General features: G+C 68.6%; 11 protein-coding genes, 1 tRNA gene and 1 pseudogene. 8 read left to right on the top strand and 5 right to left on the bottom strand.

What is annotated here, in order from left to right; translation table 11 throughout:
* The first annotated feature begins 257 nt into the window (after positions 1-257).
* Together RVR_RS25405 and RVR_RS39195 are read left to right on the top strand one after the other, a co-directional pair.
* Positions 258-336, top strand: a tRNA-Ser gene (locus RVR_RS25405).
* Between the two features lie 554 nt (positions 337-890).
* Positions 891-1,169 (top strand): hypothetical protein, encoded by a 279-nt coding sequence (locus RVR_RS39195; RefSeq protein WP_202236238.1) that lies wholly within the window; start codon positions 891-893, stop codon positions 1,167-1,169.
* 103 nt (positions 1,170-1,272) lie between these two features.
* On the opposite strand, the gene RVR_RS25395 is transcribed toward RVR_RS39195, so the two are convergent.
* Complete coding sequence (locus RVR_RS25395) at positions 1,273-1,986, bottom strand: G1 family glutamic endopeptidase (RefSeq protein ID WP_202232872.1); 714 nt, start codon at positions 1,984-1,986, stop codon at positions 1,273-1,275.
* 836 nt (positions 1,987-2,822) lie between these two features.
* Here RVR_RS25395 and RVR_RS25390 point away from each other — a divergent pair.
* On the top strand, positions 2,823-3,419 hold the full coding sequence (locus tag RVR_RS25390) for a TetR/AcrR family transcriptional regulator (protein WP_202236237.1): 597 nt from the start codon (positions 2,823-2,825) through the stop codon (positions 3,417-3,419).
* Positions 3,420-3,552: 133 nt separating this feature from the next.
* Here RVR_RS25390 and RVR_RS25385 read toward each other — a convergent pair whose 3' ends face one another.
* The gene (locus RVR_RS25385; protein WP_202236236.1) at positions 3,553-4,239 is read right to left on the bottom strand and encodes a type 1 glutamine amidotransferase domain-containing protein; all 687 of its coding nucleotides are present in this window, start codon (positions 4,237-4,239) and stop codon (positions 3,553-3,555) included.
* A gap of 148 nt (positions 4,240-4,387) precedes the next feature.
* Entirely contained in the window at positions 4,388-5,224 is an 837-nt protein-coding gene (locus RVR_RS25380; protein ID WP_202236235.1) for an alpha/beta fold hydrolase, read from the bottom strand.
* Between the two features lie 440 nt (positions 5,225-5,664).
* Between RVR_RS25380 and RVR_RS25375 the strand changes: the two genes are divergently transcribed.
* Positions 5,665-6,831: an MFS transporter gene (locus RVR_RS25375; protein ID WP_202236234.1), complete on the top strand. Its 1,167-nt coding sequence runs from the start codon at positions 5,665-5,667 to the stop codon at positions 6,829-6,831.
* Between the two features lie 313 nt (positions 6,832-7,144).
* Here RVR_RS25375 and RVR_RS25370 read toward each other — a convergent pair whose 3' ends face one another.
* Complete coding sequence (locus tag RVR_RS25370; RefSeq protein WP_202236233.1) at positions 7,145-7,792, bottom strand: HEAT repeat domain-containing protein; 648 nt, start codon at positions 7,790-7,792, stop codon at positions 7,145-7,147.
* 174 nt (positions 7,793-7,966) lie between these two features.
* Between RVR_RS25370 and RVR_RS25365 the strand changes: the two genes are divergently transcribed.
* The 4 genes and pseudogenes from RVR_RS25365 to RVR_RS25350 form a co-directional block, all read left to right on the top strand.
* A complete protein-coding gene (locus RVR_RS25365) occupies positions 7,967-8,320 on the top strand; it encodes an SCO3933 family regulatory protein (RefSeq protein ID WP_202236232.1) in 354 nt (117 codons plus the stop codon).
* A gap of 828 nt (positions 8,321-9,148) precedes the next feature.
* Positions 9,149-9,721, top strand: a complete 573-nt coding sequence (locus tag RVR_RS37905; protein WP_237404948.1) for a hypothetical protein — start codon at positions 9,149-9,151, stop codon at positions 9,719-9,721.
* A 76-nt stretch (positions 9,722-9,797) separates the two neighbouring features.
* A complete protein-coding gene (locus RVR_RS37900) occupies positions 9,798-9,980 on the top strand; it encodes a hypothetical protein (protein ID WP_237404947.1) in 183 nt (60 codons plus the stop codon).
* Between the two features lie 653 nt (positions 9,981-10,633).
* Positions 10,634-11,680, top strand: a pseudogene (locus RVR_RS25350) (tyrosine-type recombinase/integrase); the annotation flags it as partial.
* Between the two features lie 601 nt (positions 11,681-12,281).
* On the opposite strand, the gene RVR_RS38690 reads toward RVR_RS25350, so the two are convergent.
* Positions 12,282-19,211, bottom strand: a complete 6,930-nt coding sequence (locus tag RVR_RS38690; RefSeq protein ID WP_202236231.1) for a polymorphic toxin-type HINT domain-containing protein — start codon at positions 19,209-19,211, stop codon at positions 12,282-12,284.
* Between the last annotated feature and the right edge of the window lie 57 nt (positions 19,212-19,268).

The raw sequence follows: 19,268 nt of genomic DNA, 5'->3' as shown, positions 1-19,268 counted from the left end.
CGTAGCTGTGAGCGGCAAGGCTGGCGAGCACCCCGCCCTCAAGGAAGCCGCAGACCAGCTCAACGGCAACCCCGTCGTCGGGTACAGCGAACACCGGGCCCCTTGCTTCGCCTGGCACCGAATCAACATCGCCAGTAAAGCCCTGGCTCGGGGCGCTCTCGTGCCCGATCTCTGCCAGATCCCACCAGAGTCTTCGACGCCAGGATCCAGGCGCGCGGTCTATACGTGGACGGGGCCGCGTGATCACATCCGAGAAAGCCCTCTGACCTGGCAGAACTCCCGAGACACACAGGGCCTCCGGAGCCGTGTGCGCAGGTTCGAATCCTGCCGGGGGCACAACCGGAACAGGGTTCCGACCATCAGGGGTGCCCGCCCGTTGAGGTTGTCGCTGATCACCGACTTCCCGTGCGGCACGGCACCCCCGAGTTGTCGCAGGGTGCATCCGTCCTGATCGATCCGCTACCGCACGAACCGGGCTGACTCGCCGTTTTGCGGGGTCTGCGCCTGCGGTGCCCGCCGGCGCCCCTTGCCGTGCGCCATCGCTGCCCCGGCGTTGTCCGGCCGTGTATCGGTTGTGGATGGCGAGCAGTTGGACCTGGTCGCCGAGGCCGGCGTGATCCGGACGCGGCGGGGCTCCCCTGACACTGGAGACCGAGGTCGGGCCGCGCGCCGAGGTCGAGGCGGCTCTGCGGCTTCTGGACGAGCTGCTGCCGGGCGAAGTCCGAAGCGGAGATGCGCCGCCAGCCGGCCGGCCGCTACGACACCGTGCGCGCCTGTTCCCGTCCCTGCTCGGCGAGTCGAGTGCGCTCGGGGCGGTCTGCGGCGTCAAGCGGGTGCTGGAGGCCGTGGAGCGCCGGCCCGCGCCGGCCCGGCGCAAGGTGAGGAGCAAGATGGGGACCAAGCCGCTGCTGCCCCGGGAGCTCGACCAGAAGCTGGTACCGCCAGCCTGGATGAAGACGGTGTTCTCCCACCCCGACCTGCCGGTGGGCGCGGTGGGCCGCGACGCCTACGCGATGTGCGTGCTGGAGTGCGTGCTGGAGCAGTTGCACAAGGTGCTCGGGCGCCAGGCCGTGTTCACCTCCCCCTCCAACCGCTGGACGCCCCCGGGCAACGCCTACTGGACGGCGCGCAGCGGGAAGCGGTCCGGACGGACGTCCTGCACGGGCTGAGCCTGGAGGGTCGGTGGTCGAACATCCGGCCGGAGGGGTGCGGGTGCTGGACACGGCCTGGGGGCGTGCGCTGGGGCGGGGTGCCGCCCCAGCGCCGGCGCGACTACTCCCGCAGGTACGTCTCGCTGAAGCTGGTGCCGCTGGTGCCGAGCGCGCTGGTCCGGGCCTCGTATGCGCCGTTCGACGGGTCGAGCGCGGTCGGGCCGTAGGAGCCGAGGGAGCTGCCGTTGACGGTGGCCGAGGTGAAGTTGAGGGTGCCGAAGTTCGGGTAGGCCCCGGTCGGCGACTCGATGATGACCTCGGCGCTGGCCCGTTGGGCGGAGAGGGACTTGTTGATGCTGTAGGTCCAGCCACGCGTGGAGTCGGTCAGCTTCAGCGCGTACGTGCTGCCGCTGGTGTTGGTCACCGAGGCGGTGATGTGGTCACCGGCCGCGACCGGGTACGAAGTGCGGCTGAGGTAGACCGGACTCGCCGGGTACATCTCGTACCAGGCCTGGTGAACGGGGCTGCCGCTGGAGCAGTCGGTCGCCACGCCTGTCTGCTCCACGGTGGACGAGCCGTACCCGTCGATGCCGACCCAGGGGGCGTAGAGGTCGTTGGTGGAGTTGCAGGTCGCGTTCGCTTCGGTCCAGGCGGCCGAGACCGAGGTGAAGCCGCTGCCCGTGGCGGCGTACCCGCCCCAGTTGTAGCCGTTGATGTTGTAGTGCAGGGGGCGGAAGGACAGTCCCGGTGCGGCCGCCGCGGTGGCCGGAACGGCCGGAGCGGCAAAGGCCGCCGCAGCCGCGACGGTGGCGACGCGTATCAGGAATCTGCGCATGCTGGCTCCTTCGTGGGGGGTGCAGGATGCTCAAACCGCCGGCCTTGGGGGTGTGCGGGACGCGGCGCGGCAATTCAGAATCATCGATAGTCATGGACCTGTCAATATGGCCTCTGTGGACCTACCACCCTCCCCGGCAGGAGGCCGGACACGCGCCCGGCGGGTGCGGCGAGCGGCGCCGTCGCCGTCGTTGCCGTTGGCCATCGCACGATGCCTCTTCGGCCTCTCACGGCGCTCGCGCAGCACCTGGGACCGGCAGCCATCCGAGGCGCCCTCGCGCCGGCACCCCCTCCGACGCGGCCCCGGGCTACGGAACGAAGCCGCCGGACCGGTCCAGCCGAAACGGTGGACCGAGACGTCCTGGGTCCCAACCGGCCGACAGGGCCTGCCGTATGGCGCAGGCGACGCCCGCCGGAAGGACGGACCGCCCCGTCCTGCCGACCCAGTTGGACATGTGGGGCCAATTGGTGGTGACGACGAGAACGGCTCCGGGTTCGTCGGCTCGCTCGACGGCGTAGGCGGCAGGCGGCAGGCGGCAGGCGGCAGGCGACCAGCACATTCCCCGGTCGTACGTGGGCCTCGCCCGGAGCCGCCAGCGATATGTCACGCCGTCAACGACGATGCGCCGTGATCCCTTTTTGGCGAACGCCATGCATCCCCCCACTGGAACAGCGCAGAGAGTAGCCCGTCACGTCCAGTTGGGCGGCCGGTTTTCACATCGACCTCAGGTCGGCAGGGGCGACTGGACGTCCTGTACGGAAGCGGCGGCCGCCACCTCGAAGCGATCGGCCGCCGCATTTTAGACGACTGGTCTATTATGCGCTAACGTGGTACGTATGCCAGCCACCACAGCACGCAGCGCCGAGACCCGTCAGAACATCCTGGACGCCGCCCAGCGGATCATGGCCCACAAGGGCTACTCCGCGGTCGGTATCAACGAGGTGCTCGCGGAGGCCTCCGTGCCCAAGGGGTCCTTCTACCACTACTTCGCCTCCAAGGACCTCTTCGGCGAGGCCCTGTTGAAGAGCTACTTCGAGGAGTACCTCGCCGACATGGACCGCGTCCTCGCGCAGCCCGGCAGGTCCGCCGCCGAGCGCCTGATGGACTACTGGCAACTGTGGCGGGAGACGCAGAGCTTCGACGAGTGCCAGGGCAAGTGCCTTGCCGTCAAGCTCGGCGCCGAGGTCTCCGACCTCTCGGAGTCCATGCGGCTCGCCCTCAAGGAGGGCACGGACGCGATCGTCGCCCGACTCGAGCAGACCATCGCCGCCGGCCTCACCGACGGATCGGTCTCGGTCGAGGGCACGCCGGGCGAGACCGCGCAGGTCCTCTACGACATGTGGCTCGGCGCCAGCGTCATGGCCAAGATCCACCGCAGCCTCGCACCCCTCGACACCACCACGGCGGTGACCCGCCGGCTCCTCCACGCCTAGGGGGCGACTCCTTCTCCCCCGGCCCCTCCCCGCGCCCGGTAGGCCCGCCCCTCCCCCGGCCCGGCACGCCGGACACGCGACCGCCGGCCCGGCGGACTGGGTCCGTCGGGCCGGCAGCGGTGCGGGGAGTCCGTCAGGCGGAAGCCGAGACGAACTCGACGAGGGCGTCGGCCGCGGGGGCGGAGGAAGCGGGGTTCTGGCCGGTGATGAGCAGGCCGTCCTGGACGACGTAGGGCTGCCAGTCCCCGGTCTTGGAGTAGTGGCCGCCGAGCTTCTTCAGTTCGTCCTCGACCAGGAAGGGGACGACGTCGGTGAGTTGGACGCCCTCCTCCTCGGTGTCGGCGAAGCCGGTGACCCGCTTGCCGAGGACGAGGGGGGTGCCGTCCTCGTTGCGGGTGTGGCGCAGCACCCCGGGCGCGTGGCAGACGAGGGCGACGGGCTTGCCGGAGCGCAGGGTGGCTTCGATGAGGCGTGCGGAGTGGGGGTCCTCGGCGAGGTCCCAGAGGGGTCCGTGGCCGCCGGGGTAGAAGACGGTGTCGTAGTCGCCGGCGTCGACGGAGTCGAGGCGGACGGTCGCGGAGAGTGCGCCGGTCGCTTCCGGGTCCGCCTCGAATCGGCGGGTCTGGTCGGTCTGGAAGGCCGGTTCGTTGCTCTTGGGGTCCAGCGGGGGGCGGCCGCCCTTGGGGGAGGCGAGGGTGATGTCCCAGCTGGCCTCCTTGAAGCGGTAGTAGGGGGCGGCGAGTTCCTCCAGCCAGAAGCCGGTGGTACGGCCGGTGTCGCCGAGCTGGTCGTGCGAGGTCAGGACGATGAGGACCTTCATGGTGGTGTGCTCCTGGGAGTCGAATTAAGTAGACCGGTCGTCTCAATGTGGTCGTCCGTGGTCGCCCGGGAAGACGGCGCCGGAACGGACCGGTGCCGCGTCGGCCGCCGGGCCGGCCGCTGGGGCGGGCACTGGGCTGGCGCCGGCGCTACCGGGCGAGGAAGGCCAGCAGGAGGTCGTTGACCTCGGCGGTGTGGGTGGTGAGCAGACCGTGGGGGGCGCCCTCGATCTCGACGTACTGGGCGGAGGGCAGGGCCTTCGCGAAGCGCCGGCCGGTGGCGTCGATGGGCAGGGTGCGGTCGGCGGTGCCGTGGACGATCAGGGCGGGGACGTCGATCCTGGGGATGTCGGCGCGGAAGTCGGTGGGCCAGGCGAGGGGCGCGGCGGCGGCAGCGAGGGCGCCGGACTGCGCCGCGATGTTCCAGGCGTTGCGCACCGCGGCTTCGCTGACGCGGGTGCCGAGGTTCTCGTCGAGGTTGTAGAAGTCGCGGTAGAAGTCGGAGAAGAACGCGTACCGGTCCTTCCTGACCGCGTCGGAGACGCCCTGGAAGAACGACAGCGGCGCGGCGCCGTCGGGGTTGTCGTCGGTGATCTGCAGGAACGGTTCCAGAGAGGAGAGGAACACGGCCTTGGCGATCCGCGCGGAGCCGTACGTCGACAGGTAACGGGCGACCTCACCGGTACCCATCGAGAAGCCGACCAGCACCACCTCGCGCAGGTCCAGTGCCTCCAGCAGGGCGTTCAGGTCAGCGGCGAACGTGTCGTAGTCGTAGCCCGTCGACGGCCGATCGGACCTGCCGAAGCCGCGCCGGTCATAGGTGACGACCCGGTGGCCGGCCTCCAGCAGCGCCGGCACCTGCCCCTCCCACGAGGTCCCGTCCAGCGGATAGCCGTGGATCAGCACCACCGGTCGGCCGGACCCGTGGTCCTCGTAGTGAAGTTCGATGTCCGTGCCGTTCTCGGCACCGACCGTGATGCGCCCCATGGCGTCCAGCCCTTCCTCTGACCGCCGACGCGGCCCACCGGTGCGGGCCGCTCTCGACAACCAGGACTATACGACCGGTCTACTCGAAGGTCAACCGCGGATCCGCTTCTAGACGACCGGTCTACTTATGCCCTACCGTCGTCGTCATGGCTACTCCAGAGATCACCGCCGCGCCGCGCCGGCCTGCTCCCGCCTCCCCCACGGGCCCCGCCCGCCCGCTGAGTTCTGTCCGCCCGCGGCACCCCGGCGGCCGTGCGCCGAGCCGGGGTACGGGAACGGGAACGGGTACAGGCACGGGCCCGGGCACGGGCACGAGTACGGGCACGGGCACGGGCCCGGGCACGGGCCCGGGCACGAGTACGGGCACGGGTTCGGGCGTCGCACCCCGCGCGTGGATGCGGCCCGCGGCCGCTGTGTTCACGGTGGGGTGGGGCGCGAACATGTTCGCCTCCGTCCTCCAGGTCTACCGCGGGAACCTGGACGGCTCGCAGGTCAACGGCCTGTTCGGGGCGTACGCGTTGGGGCTCGTGCCGGCGCTGCTGGTCATGGCCGGGGTCTCCGACCGGCTCGGGCGGCGGCGCGTGCTGCTGGCCGCGTTGGCGCTCTCCGCGCTCGGCTCGCTGGTGATCCTCGTCTCCGGCGGGGCGTTCGGGACGATCCTGGCGGGGCGGATACTCGTCGGGGTCAGCGCCGGCTCGGCGTTCGGACCGGGAACGGCCTGGATCAGGGAGTTGTCCGAGGCGGGGAGGGCCGCGGGGACGGGGACGGCTGGGGGCGCGGGAGCGGGAGCGGGGGCAGGAGCGGGGGCCCGGCGGTCGGCCGTCGCGCTGACCGCCGGGTTCGCCGTCGGGCCGCTGCTGTCCGGCGTCATCGTCCAGTGGCTTCCCGCACCGGAGATCTCGGCCTACCTGGTGCACATCGCCCTGGTGGCGGTGACCTTGCCGGTGGTGTGGCGGGCTCCCGAGCGGGTCCTGCCCGCTGCCGGGCAGGGCGGCCGGTCGTCGGACCCGGGTGACGGGCCCGTGCGGGTGCTGACCACCCGCCTCTTCCTGACCGCGGTGCTCCCGACGGCGCCGTGGGTCTTCGGCGCCGCGACCGTGTCCCTCGCGGCGCTTCCCGTCCTCGTACCGCTGGGCGGCTACGGTGCCGTCGGCGGCGGTGTGGTCGCCGCCGTCACCCTGGGCAGCGGCATCGCGGTGCAGCCGTGGGCGCGGCGGCGGTCCCGGCGCTCCCCCGCGGCGCCGTTCCGGGCGGGCATGGCGTCGGTCGTCGTCGGACTGCTCGCCGCGGCCCTCACCGTCGCCACCGGTTCACGCGTCCTCCTGCTCGCCACGGCCGTCGTCCTGGGCTCCGCCTACGGCCTCCTCCTGGTGAGCGGCCTGCAACTCGCCGAGTCCCTCGCCGGCCCGCGGTCCATGTCGACCGTCATCGCCGTGTTCTACAGCCTCACCTACGTCGGCTTCGCCTTCCCCGTCCTGGTGCAGGTGCTGGGCGGGCTCTGGGGCCCGGCGTCCGTGCTGGTCGCGGGTTCGGTGCTGGCGGTGGGGTCGCTCGCGACGACACTGCTGGCGTGGCCCCTGCGACGCGCTTCGCGCAGCCGGGCGTGACCTCAGCGGGGCGGCGGCCGGCAACCCGGCCGAGCAGCCGGGGCGGGCCGGGCGGGCGGGCCGGACATCAACGGCATGGGCCCGCTCCCGCGCCGGGCGGGCAAAGTGGATCCCGTGGACGCAACTAGTTGAGTCCGTCTGCGGTTGGTGCTCCGCCCGGGGTGAGAGAGGCACCCTTCGAGGGTGATGCGCCCGAGACACGTGGCGGCCCTCGTCTCAGATCGGCCAGCTTGATTGCCTCCGCTCCGGGCTCCACGACGAACTTCCAGCAGGTGGCCAGGGCGGCAACCACGCTCAATCGCCGGAAATACACTCAGTCGAGGAGCGAATCGCGGAGCCACTGCGGCCTGATCCCGGACAAGAGAAGGCGAGCACTTTCAGACAACGGATGTTTCAAACGCCGGAGCGAGGCGGTCAGACACTCCAAGATTTTGACATCCGAGATATCACATTCGAGAAGAGCATTTTCGATGGGACCAGCGGCTTCCGACACCCCGGCCGAAGAGAGTGAGGTGGCAGCCATACACAAATGTGGATTCCCAGCCGCGAGCGCCCCCATGAGCGACGGAACCCCTTCGGGACACCCCATGTAAATGAGAGCCGATGCCGACATAAGCCTCACGCTTTCGTCGCCCGCCTCCCGGTACAGGCGCACCATGGGGTCGACCGCGAGCGACCCGAACCGTCCCAGCCGCTCGAAGATCAGGAACCGGGCCTCCTCGTCCGCCTCGAACGAGGCGACCACACGCTCGATGATGGCTGAGGAGCAGGCCGCGAGCTCGTCCACCGCCCGAACACGGGACTCGAGATCCGGTGATCCAAGGGACTTAAGAGCATTCTCGACCCTCGTCGACAGCAGGCGCTCGCCGGAACGGTACTCGCCGTTCAGGATCGCGTCCCGCAGGGCCTCGGCGGCCTGAAGGTAGGGCGGCCGAGAGTCCTCGTCCAAGGGCAGAGTCATACCCCCACGGTATCGCCAAATCGTAGCACTAGAGGCACATTCCCGGCTTCCCCACCTGACCGCCTACCAACCTAATCGAAGTCACTACCTAAACGACCTTACAAGTTGACCGATCATCTCCTTGCACAATGTTGAGTCGATCGGACGGCTCCATCGAACAAGTGGTGTGATCGCATGGCAATGACTCGGATCCGTGTTGCCCTGCCGCCGTCGGTGGTGTGCATTGCGGGCACCGACCCGACGCTGAAGATCAAGGACCAACAGACCGGGGAGGTCGCCACCGACCGGGAGACCGGGGCATCGCTCTACACGGTGACCGTGATGCTCATGCAGGACGGCCGGGCCGAGGTCCTGAAGATCACCGTCCCTGAGACAGGGCTGGCCGCCGGGCTCAAGCCGGGTGTGATGGTGCGACCCATGGAGTTGTTCGCAACCCCGTGGGTGCGGATCTTCAACGGCCAGGTCTCCGACGGCGTCGCCTACCGCGCCGCCCGCCTCGAGTTGGTAACGGTGGAGGCGGTCCAGTGATCCACTTCGAAAATCCCGTGCCCGAATACGCGCCGGACTCGTTGCTGGCCGTGGCCGTCCTGGTCGGCGTGTGGCTGCTGGTGACGGTGGTGCGCTACGTGCGGGTCGACCGGGGCACGAGGGTGAGCATGCGGCCGGCCGTGCGGGTGCGCTGGGGCTGGGTACAGCTCGCGCGGATGGCCGGGCTGACGGTCACCGACAAGACCCCGGCCTGTCGCCCAGATCACCGCGTCCAAGGACGGCCCCGCCACCGTGCCCCGCGTCCTGACACAGAACATCAAGGCGGAGCCGGACCGGTTCGGCGTGGTCGTTCGGGCCCGGACGCTGCCGCAGGTCGGGCTGGAGGAGTAGAAGAGGCCCGCGCGGTTCCTGGCGGACGCTTGGCGGTGCACGCGGGTGTCCGTGCTGCCGGACCGCCCCGGCCGGGTGGTGATCCGGGGCGTGCGCTCCGACCCCCTGACCACGCCGACCACACACCGGCCCACCGACCTCCCGCCCGTGGAGCTGACGCGCTGAGAGCTGGGGCATCGACGAGTACGCCGCAAAGGTATGCGTGTCCCTGGCCAACGTGCCCGGAGCCACGGTGGCCGGCGTCCCGGGTGCGGGCAAGACCTCCGGGGTCAACAAGTTCGTTGTCGACTACGCGCCGTCTCCGTCCGTGCAGATCGTGACAGCGGACGGCAGGACATCACGGGTCTCGGAGGGCGACTACGCCGACCTGGTCAAGCGGATGTTCACGTTCTGCGGAAACGCGACCTCGATGAAGCCAACGCACTGTTCAAGCACCTGGAGGAACTGCGCAAGCGACGCTCGGCGACCATCCGGGACATGCTGGGCGTGAAGAACATGTGGCACGTCGGCCTCTCGCCGCAGTGGCCGCTCACCATCCTGATCATCGACGAGGCGCACACGTACTTCCGCGAGTACAAGGGCAGCGACGCCAACCACCAAACGGCTGGCCGTGCTGACGGCGGAGAACGCCCGCCTGGTGGAGGGCCTGGTCAAGAAGGGCCGCAGGTGGGCACCTTGGTGATCCTGATCAGCCAAAAGACCACCGGCGACGCCATCCCCACCTTCATCCGCGACGTGTACCCCATCGGGCTCTCCTTCGCGCAGAAGACCGTCGAAGCCGCGGTGGCCGCACTGGGTGAGGACATCCGCAACTGGCCCGACGCCAGCCCGGTCACCTTGTACGACCCCGTATACGTCAGGGTCGCGGTGATGGCGACGCAGGGCCGCCCCGGCTACACCCGCATCCGCACCCCCTACGTCTCCGACGCCGACACCGCCCTCGTCGCCGAAGCCACCTCGCATCTGACCGCCGATCCGGACCTGTGCTTGGACGCCTTCCTCTCCTCGACCGGCCATACCACGGTACCCCGGCCGTCGCTCGCCAAGTAGCCCCGAAAGCCCACACCGGAAAAGAGGTTGCGGACATGGCGGAGGAACGGTTCATCCGACCACCGTGACCATGGTCATGGCGGTCATCGCGGCCCTGGCCTTCGTCTTCTCCTTCGGCAACGTCTGGGCCCTCGCCCTGCGGCTCGGCGTCCCCTACCCGATCACGCCACTGATCGCCCCATGGTCGACCTGTCCGTCGTCGGGCTCCTGGTCGCCCTGCGCTTCCTCGCTCTGCGCGGCGCCCCCAAGGCGGAGCTGAAGGTTGACGTCCGGCTGCTGCACCTGTGCGGGCTGCTCACTCTCGCGCTGAACACTGGCCGAACCGCTGTTGGCAGGACGCTACGGACGGGCCCACGTGGACACCGTCGCCCCTCTCCTGCTGCTCGGCCGAGGCCACGTCGGCCCCGCCTTCCTCGCCCAGCCCCAACCCGCGTCTGGAGGCCCACCGCCGCCGTCCTTGCCACCGATCCGGTGCCAGACGTCGCTCCATCGCCCGAATCGGCACCCCCGACTCCCGCCCCGCCGATCGCCGCCTCCATGACCCAGGAGTTGGAGCCCGCTCCGACCGCCGCTCCGCCGGTCGCCGTCACCACGACGGGCCGACCCGCTTCCGGCCCTGCCCTTCCGGCTGCCCTGCTGGACGCGGGCCGGCGCACCGCTGCCGGTGGCCACCACTGCACTCGCTCAACTCTGAGCACCGGCCCCCACCGGCCGCATCCCCCCCTCGCTGAACCCACGCCCGCCCCTGGGCCTGGTTCGCCATGCCCCGATCAGCACCAACACGCCTACAGATACGGCTGGTTATCTCTCGGGACTGCCCACCCGAACAGAAGGGCCACGCCCCGAATGGTCACCCTTCCTGCGCCACGTGGCAAGCCCCGCCATACAAGACCTGCTCCACCTCGTCAACCACACCAACTTCGACCCCGCACAAGCAGCAGATCGAACGCCTCGGCGGCTGCGCCGAACCCATCCGCCGTCGCGCGGCTTTACCTCATCCCCGGCCTCGGACGGGAGAAGCCCGCCAGGCTCACCGCCAAGGACGTCCGCACCTGGCTCAACCGGCTCCGCACCACCTGCCAGTGCTGCACCCGCGGCCTCGACACCGCCCGCAACCAACCCCTCTGCTGCGCGGCCGGGAAGTGCTGCCACAAGCGGCTCTCCCCGCTGACCCTGGCCTACGTCCACTTCGTCCTCAAGTCGGCACTGGAGCACACCGTCCGCGAAGAGGAGATCCTCCGCAACGTCGCCCGCAACGTCCGCATGGGCACACCACGCCCCCGCCGCTTCGAACCCCGCACCGCCGAAGAAGCCCGCGGCTTCCTCAGCGCCACCCACAAACACCGACTGCACGCACTGTTCCGACTCGCCCTGCACACCGGACTCCGCAAAGGCGAACTCCTCGGCCTGCGCTGGGAAGACCTCGACCTCGCCGGCGGAACCGCCAGCATCCGCCGCACCCTCCAACGCACCAAGAGCGGTGGCCTGACCGCTCTCCCGACCAAGACCCAGAGCTCCGAGCGACGCATCGCCTTGCCCACCGAGTACCGGCCCTCCCTGCGCCACCACCGTGACCGGCAGGCCCGGGAACGCGAGGCTGCGGGTGCGGGCTGGAAGGACAGCACTACGTCTTTTACCCGGCCCGACGGCTCCCCGATCGAGGGCGCCACCCTCACCCGGCACTTCAACACCCTGCTCCGCCGGGCCAAGCTCCGCCGCATCCGCTTCCACGACCTCCGGCACTCGACCGCCACCCTCCTCCTGGAACAGGGCGTCGAACTCGTCGTGATCAAGGAACTGTTGGGTCATGCCCACATCGGCGTGACCGCGACGGTGTACGCCCACGTCCGACTCCGCCTCCAACGCGACGCCATCGACTTCCTCGGTCACGCCCCCCGCGACACCGCCAAGCCCGTCACGGAGCCGAACGAAGACGACAACCCACCCGCTTGTGCAGCACCGTCCGCTGACGTTGCCGTCAACTACTGCCGTCAGACACCCCAGAGGCCCCGCCGGAAACAAATCCGGCGGGGCCAGCCGGTTTGGGGCGGCACTCCCTTACTCGATCACGAATTGAACTCAGGGTGGAGCCAGACAGAATTGATGTCCTCGCCAATGAGTCCAATCAGAACGCCTTCGGCGACCTCAATCAGATCCTCTGTGGCCGACATGGAACGGAAGACACAAACCCACCCAGACTCGCGATCGAATCCATAATCCCACACCGCCGATCGAGAGATGGAAACCGAGATTGCCTCTTCGAGCGAGGGGTCTGCCTCGACAAAGATCTTACCTTCAGTTGATGGCGCTGGCCTCAGCGAAAGAGGCGCCCAAGCGCCACCTGGGCAGTAACCCCATACGTATAGCAGCTCGCCCGAATCAACCCCCACTTCCAATTGCAGGGAGTCAATGACGACACTCGTTCTACCTCCACCTGAAAGCCGTTCTGCCAGCTCAGGCAGGTCCGCAGCCTCGAAGGAGAAGCCCATGTCCACCTGGGAATACTTCAGAGATCCCGCCAAAGGACGCCCGGCACGGACTCGAAACCTAACCACGTTGACTACCTCACGAAATTGAAGTGAAGGATGGTATTGGTATTCGTGTCTACCACAAGCTCCCAAGTCCCTTCCTTGCCGTTCAGCGCCCCTGGCGTATCCCAGCGGAGCGCGCCCTCCGCACCACGGGGATCCAATACCGGGCCACTGCCCTCCATGATCTCTCGGACGACCTGAGTCGAATTCATGAACGGCCGCGCGGGCAATCCCCGCTTAGTGATGTCGTTGAAATGATTCTCAACCGTCTTGGTCATCGTCAGATCGTCCGGATTGATCTTCGCCGCTAGCGCCGGAACATCACAGCCCGTATTGTGCACCAAGATCGGCGTGGTCCCCGCCAGCACATAGTACGTGTGGAGCTGCTGGACGGTCAGGTTGTACATCGCGGCTGCGCCGGGGACGGGCTTCACGGCGAGGACGCGGGCGTGGGTGCCGTCGGCGGCGTTGAGGGCGTCGCCCAGGGGCAGTCGTCCGGCTTGGGTCCACTGGTGCTTCGTATCGTCCCAGAAGGGGTGGCGGGAGGTGGTGTGGACGACGACCGTACGGCCGTCCGTTCCCGCGATCTTCAGGTCGACGAGGTCGTTGTCGTGGTTGACGATGCGGGCGGTGACAGTACGCGGTCCGTCTGCTTTGCCGTCGCGGGGGTCCGCAGTCTCGACTTGGTCACCGGGTTTGATATCCTTGATGGCTTTTTTCTTGTTGTGGGCCATCAGGACTTGCGTGTCGGGCGAGAAGCTGCATCCGGCGAGCGTGTCCACTACGGCAAGAGCTTTGGAGTCCTTGACTACGGCGGCAGCCTTTCCCGCGACGGACAGATAGCCGATACCGTCGACGACGCTCCAGGTGCAGCCCTTCCAGTTGCCCTTGCTGCAGGAGACTACATCGTCATAGCCGCTGATGCTTTTCAGGACACCGAGGTCGGTGTCGAGTATGGCTTTCAGCGCCCATTTTCCGTGCACACAGCCGAGTGCGGTGTCGATGCCCCACCAGCACAGGCCCCACATACCGTATCCGTGGTTCGGTTGGGTCCACTCCGGCGGAAGGTTCACCGTAGGCAGTTGGGGTTTCGTTGTGGTTGCGCTGGTGTCTGTGCTGGCCACGTATTCGGGACAGGCCGGGTTGATGGTGCTGGGGCAGCCCCCGCTGGGCGGGTCGGAGTTCCGGTCTCGTGAGCTGTCGTACGTGGAACTGGATGTCGGGGAGCCCTTCTTGCAGTTGGTGAGTACGCCCGTCGCGCACTCCTCCACCTGCCGGCCCGACGGGTCGCTGAGGGTGGCGGGGTTGTTGTCGGCGTAGGCGTAGCCGTTGAGGGACTGTGGGTCGCCGGGGTCGAGGAGGGGGTCGGTGCTGACGAAGCGGCCCGTGGTGGGGTCGTAGTCGCGAGCGCCGAGGTGGGTCAGGCCGGTGTCCTGGTCCTGGGTGCCGCCGACGAAGCCCTCGTCGCCCGGCCAGGACGTGGGTTGGGAACCTCGTGCTGTGCCGAACGGTGTGCTGCGGCGCTGTTGCATGGACAGGTCGCCGGCGGCGATGGCGAGTTGGGCGGTCCCGAGGTGGTCGCTGATGAGGAAGCTGAGTTTGCCGTCGTCGGTGCGGATGGCCTGGTTGCCGCCGCCGAGGTCGTAGTAGCGGGTGGCCTTGGGTGTGGCCGCGCCCTTGTCGAGGGTGACCTCCATGCCGTCGAGGTAGAGGGTGGTGGTGTCTTCGGCGCGGGAGATGAGGCGGTTGCCGTCGGCGTCGTAGACGTAAGAAGCGAGGGTGGAGGTGCCGCCGTTGCCGTCGTCGCTGGTGACCTGGGAGAGGTGGCCCTCGACGTCCCACTGGAGCGTCTGTGTGTTGCCGTTGATGGTGCGGGTCTTGGTGTCGCCGTCCGCGTCGTAGGTGTAGGTGTCGGTGGAGATGCCTTGCGGGCCGCTCTGGTCGACCGCGGTGAGGGTGTGGGGCTGGGCTTGGGTGGCGGTGGGGTAGGTGTATGCGTGGTGGACGTCGTTGGAGGTCACGCCTGCGGGGTCGTGGATCGTGTCGGTGGATCGGTCACCGTTGAGGTTGTAGGTGTAGGAGTCCCAGTAGGGTGCGGGGCCGCCGAGGGTCGCGGTCGACGGATCCGTTGTGCAGGCACCGGTGCCCTGGGCCCACGCTTCGGTGAGGCGCTGGAGGTAGTCGTACTGGAAGCACTGGTTGTCGGTTCCGTCGCGGGAGACGTCATCGATCGAGGTGATGTCGCCGGCTTCGTCGTAGCCGTAGGTGGAGGACTTGTCGGTTCCGGGGACGTCCTCGCGGTCGACGCGGGAGTTGTCCAGGCGCTGGGTGCCCCACTGGTAGGTGTTGGTGACCTGTGTCTTCTTGCCGCCGCTTTGGTAGGTGTACTGCAGCGGCTTGCCGGTGGGGCTGTAGACGGTGTCGGTGACGTAGTCGGTGTTGTTGGTGCCGGACAGCGCGATCGGGCGCTGGATGTCGTCGTAGGTCGGGGTCATGATCTCGGCGGCCAGTGATCCGGCCGCCGGATAGGAGGTGGAGGAGACGGTTCCGTTGGCGTTGTATTTGGTCGTGAACTGGTAGGAGCCGGCCAGTGGGTCCTCATCCGGGCGGACGGGGTCCTTGGGGACGGTGACGGTGGTGCGGCTAGGCCGGTAGAGGGTGTCGTAGAGGCTGTAGGTGGTGGTGTAGGCGAGGGTGCTCGCGCCGTCGCTGACGTAGCGGGTGGCGGAGGAGAGTTGGCCCTTGAAACCTGACGGGTCCCAGACGTGCGCGGTCAGCAGCGGTCCGGTGGCGCCGCCTTGGTGGGTTTCGGTCTCACGTCCGAGGCCGTCGTAGACGTGGGTGACGGTCTGCTTGAGCGCGTCGGTGGTGGAGACCAGCTGGTTGCGGTCGTCGTAGACGGAAGTGCTGTCACCCTTGTCGGGGTCGTGGGCCGAGGTCTGGTTGCCGCGCTGGTCGTAGCCGTAGTTCCATACGGTGCCGGAGGGGTCGGTGATCGTGTGGAGTTGTCCGGCGGGTGTGTAGCTGTAGTGGGTGATGTCCGCCGCGCTGGTGGGGGTGGCGCCGTGGTATTGGACCAGTTCGGTGGTGTTGCCGCGGGCGTCGGTGACGGTGGTGGTGGGGGACGCGCCCTTGGGCGGGGTGACGGTCACGCTGTTGCCGCCGTAGGCGGTGGTCGTGGTGGACAGCACCTGGCCGCCGTCACTGTTGCCGGCGACCTGCTGTGAGGTGGTGATGCGGCCCAGACCGTCGTAGCTGTTCCAGGTCTGGGTCTCCACGCCGGTGGCGTCGTCCAGGGTCAGGATGGCGGGCGCCGGCGGGTCGGGGTTGTCGTAGGAGGCGAAGGCCCGGGATACCAGGCCGCGTTCGTCGTAGAAGGTGTCGGTGACCAGACGGCCGCCGTCGGGCCCGGGTTCCTGGGTCTGGCGGGGGCGCAGCAACCCGTCGTAGAGGGCGACGGTCGCCTGCTGGGCGCTGTCGCTCTTGAGGGTTTTCGTGACGACGGCTACGGGCTTCTTGTCGTCGTCGGTGTAGGTGTACTGGTAGTTCGGGATGTCGTTGTTGGCTTTGGAGCGGTTGGGCAGCCAGACGCGCAGGTTTCGGCCGAGCGCGTCGTAGGTCATGTCGGTGCGTTTGTTGTTCGGGTCCAGCACGGTGGTGGGTAGCCCGCGCAGGGTGTCGTAGGTGGTCTGGGTGGTTTGCGCGGTGGCGGCCGAGCCTGCGGTGGCGGGCGGGGTGGTCACCTTGACGGTGGTGGCGAAGCCGGTGACGGGGGTGTATTGGGTGGTGGTGGTGCGTCCGTCGGTGCGGGTGGTGCGGGTGACGTCGCCGACGGTGGAGGCTTCGGTGTCGCCTGCTGGTGCCGTCACGGTGCCGGTGATGTCGGTGGCCGAGAGGGCGCGGCCGTAGTCGTCGTAGGTGGCGCCCGATTCCAGGTAGGTGGCGGTGGTCCCGTCGTTGGTCTGCAGGGTGGCGGTACGGGTTGCCGCGCCGGTGGTGGGTGCGACTCCGTAGCCCTGGCCGTCGTAGGCGGTGCGGACGTCCGCGAGGACGTCCTTCGAGCGGTCAGGGGTGGCGGAGCAGTTGGTGGCGACGGTTTCGACCCGGGCGGGGGCTGTGAGGATCCAGGCGCTGGTGTTGTCGACATACGTGGTGCGGGTGCACCGGTTGTCGGCCGAGGTCGACTCGTCTCCGAAGTCGTCGGTCTGGGTGATGCGGCCGGCGGTCTCCTCGAAGGAGTTCACGGAGTGGGTGGTGCGCCACTTGGTGCTGGCTCCGTTGTCGAGGGAGGTCCAGGCACGGGTGGAGGCGGTACCGGTCAGGTTCGCGGTGGTGGTGCCCCAGCTGTGGGTCTGGCTGGCGGTCTGGTGGTGCCAGGGGGTGTTGACGGTCTTGCCCAGTACGACGCCGCCGGGCTGGTCGTACTGCTCGGTCTTGTACTCGAATCCGGCCAGCGGGTTGTCGTCGGTGATGGTGCCGCCGTCGTCGTCGGAGACTGTGACGGGTGTGGTCGAGCCCTTGTCGCCGTCCATGCCGCGCAGGAAGTAGTGGTCGGCCTGTGTTTCCATGCCGATCGGGTCCTGGCCGCCGGTCTCGACCCGCACGTGGCCGTAGCCGCGCCAGGTGGACCAGGTCTTGTACTTCTCCTTGGTCAGTCCGTCATCGTCGTCGTAATGCCAAGCTGCCCCGTCGAGGTAGGAGTACTGGGTGACCATGTCCGGTGCGTTACCGGTGCGGTCGGTCTGGGTGATCTTGTCGACGACGTACTTGTTGAACCACTGCAGGGTGGGGTCGGCGTCGCCTTGTCTGGTGAAGTACACCGGGAAGCAGCGGGTGGTGTTCGACGAGGGCGTGGGGAGGTGGGATGCGTCGCAGGTGGCGGTGGAGTAGGTGACGTCGATCTGGCCGCCGGCTTCGTCGTCGATGGTCGACAGGCGCTTCTTGATGAACGGAGAGGTGTCGTCTCCGGGCACGTCGAGGCGGTTGGTGCGCTGGTCGTAGTCGAAGGTGACCGGTGGCAGCGCGACGGTGGGGGTGGCCGACATGCCGGTGTGCGTGATGGAGGACAGCAGCAGCTCGTAGTCGATGTCGGACATGTCCCAGCCCTGCACGAGGTGCCAGGCGTCGATGGGGTTGTATCCGCTGCCGTCGGCTTTGATCACGCTCGTGGTGACGTCGGTGAGGCGCTTGCGGGTCCAGAAGGTCGGTGAGGCCGAGGCGAGGCAGTCCGCGCCGGCCTTGCAGTTCAGGTCCCAGGGGGTGTCGTACCAGCCGGTGGCGTCGTCGCCGATCGTGGAGGCGTCGCAGGGGCTGCCGTCGTCCTTGATGCAGCGCTCCGCGGAGGTGAAGTCGACGCGGGCGAGGGCCTTGGTGGTGTTGACGGTCGAGTCGCGCAGCCCGTACTCGATGTGGTCCAGGACGCCGCCGCGGTCGTAGGGCGTCTCGTCGGCGGCGGTGAGGTTGCGGGCGTAGTTGTTGGTTTCCTTGGTGTAGAAGTAGCCGATGGCGTTGCCGTGGGCGTCGACGGCGTAGTCGAGGTTCCACTGCCACGCCTGCTGGCACCAGGAGGCGGCGAAGGTGTCGGCGTGGCAGGGCTCGCCGGAGTCGTTGCCGTAGACGGGCACGGTCCAGGTGGAGTTGGTGACCGGGTCGCCCGACGTCCAGTTGGGCAGCCGGTTGTAGCCGAAGTAGTAGCGGGTGCCGTCGGTGGTGGTCACCCGCCAGTACTCCTCGTCGTGGGCGCCGTTGTCGCGCACGTTGGTGGAGGTGCCGTGCAGGCGGTCGATCTTCGTGCCGTCGTCGTTCTTCAGGCGGAAGCTGTCGGTGCCGGTGGCGACGAGTTCGCCGCTGTGGCCGTTGAGGGACAGCGTCGCGTTGTCGTCGCCCCAGCACATGTCGCCGGGTTTGGTGCCGTCGGCGTTCTTGACGCCGTCGTCGGTGCAGGCCTTGTAGGAGCGGGAGATGGAGCCGGACCACAGGTTGAAGCCGTTGCCCGCCCAGGAGGACTGGTTGTTGGTGCTGGAGGTGCGTCCGTCGATCGAGGAGGAGTCGTAGGACAGGGACACGGTGGGCTGGAAGTTGCCGGGGACCGACGGTGTCGCCATGGGGTAGGACCAGGAGAAGTCACCGGTGTTCAGGTCCGTGGTCCACGACGACGAAGCCGACAGCGGGGACGCCTTGTAGTCACCGTGATCGCTGGAGGTAGCAGCGTCCAGGGCCAGAACGGCGGGTCCGGTCGCAGGCAGGCTCACGGAGTCGGCGGTCAGGGTGTGTGTGGCCAGGTCGTTGTCGGCGGCCACCGGGGTGGCAGTGGTGCATGCGGCGTCGCCGGGTTCGGTCAGGGCGCAGGCGGGCAGTTCGACCAGGTGGGCACGAGCGGCGTAAGAGCCGCCGTACGCCTGGGCGAAGGTGCTGTAGTCGACCGTGACGCGGGCGTCTCGTCCGGTGGCTCCGGATGCCTTGGCCAGGGAGAACACCATGCCGTTGATGCCGGCGCGCTGTGCAGTCGCGTGGTTCATGACGCGTACGGTCGCGGGTCCGGACAGCGGCGTGTTGCTGCGGGACGGTGCGGTGGTGCCCGCGGTCTTCTTCGCGGTCGTGGCGGGTGCGCCGGCGAGGGCGATCAGGCCGGTGTCGGTCGACTTCGGCGCGCTGCGGGGGGTGTCGGAGCCTACGGTGACCTTGGCCGTGGCAGCCGCAGGCCACGTGGGCTGGGACTGGGTGCGTGGCAGTGAGGGCCGGCCCTTGGTGGGGCGGGGTGCCACTTTCAGGTCGTGTCCGAGCACGGGCTTCTCGGCTGTCGGCACGGTCGGCATGTCGTCCGCGTGCGCGACCGGCAGGGCTCCGCTTTGTAGGAGGGCGCCCAGCAGCGCGGTGGAGAGTGTTGCGGCGAGGCGGCGGCGTATTCGGTGGTACGGCCGCCTGCGGGGGGTGGTCGCCTGTGCCCTTGCCTGGGCCATCTCTGCTCCTCGTCATGCCCATGCCGTGCATGGATGTTCACGCACGTACCGTGGCCC

Source organism: Streptomyces sp. SN-593 (assembly GCF_016756395.1).
GTDB classification, from domain to species: Bacteria; Actinomycetota; Actinomycetes; order Streptomycetales; family Streptomycetaceae; genus Actinacidiphila; species Actinacidiphila reveromycinica.
Note: the sequence above shows the minus strand (reverse complement) of the source record. Positions and strands in the feature narration are given on the sequence as shown.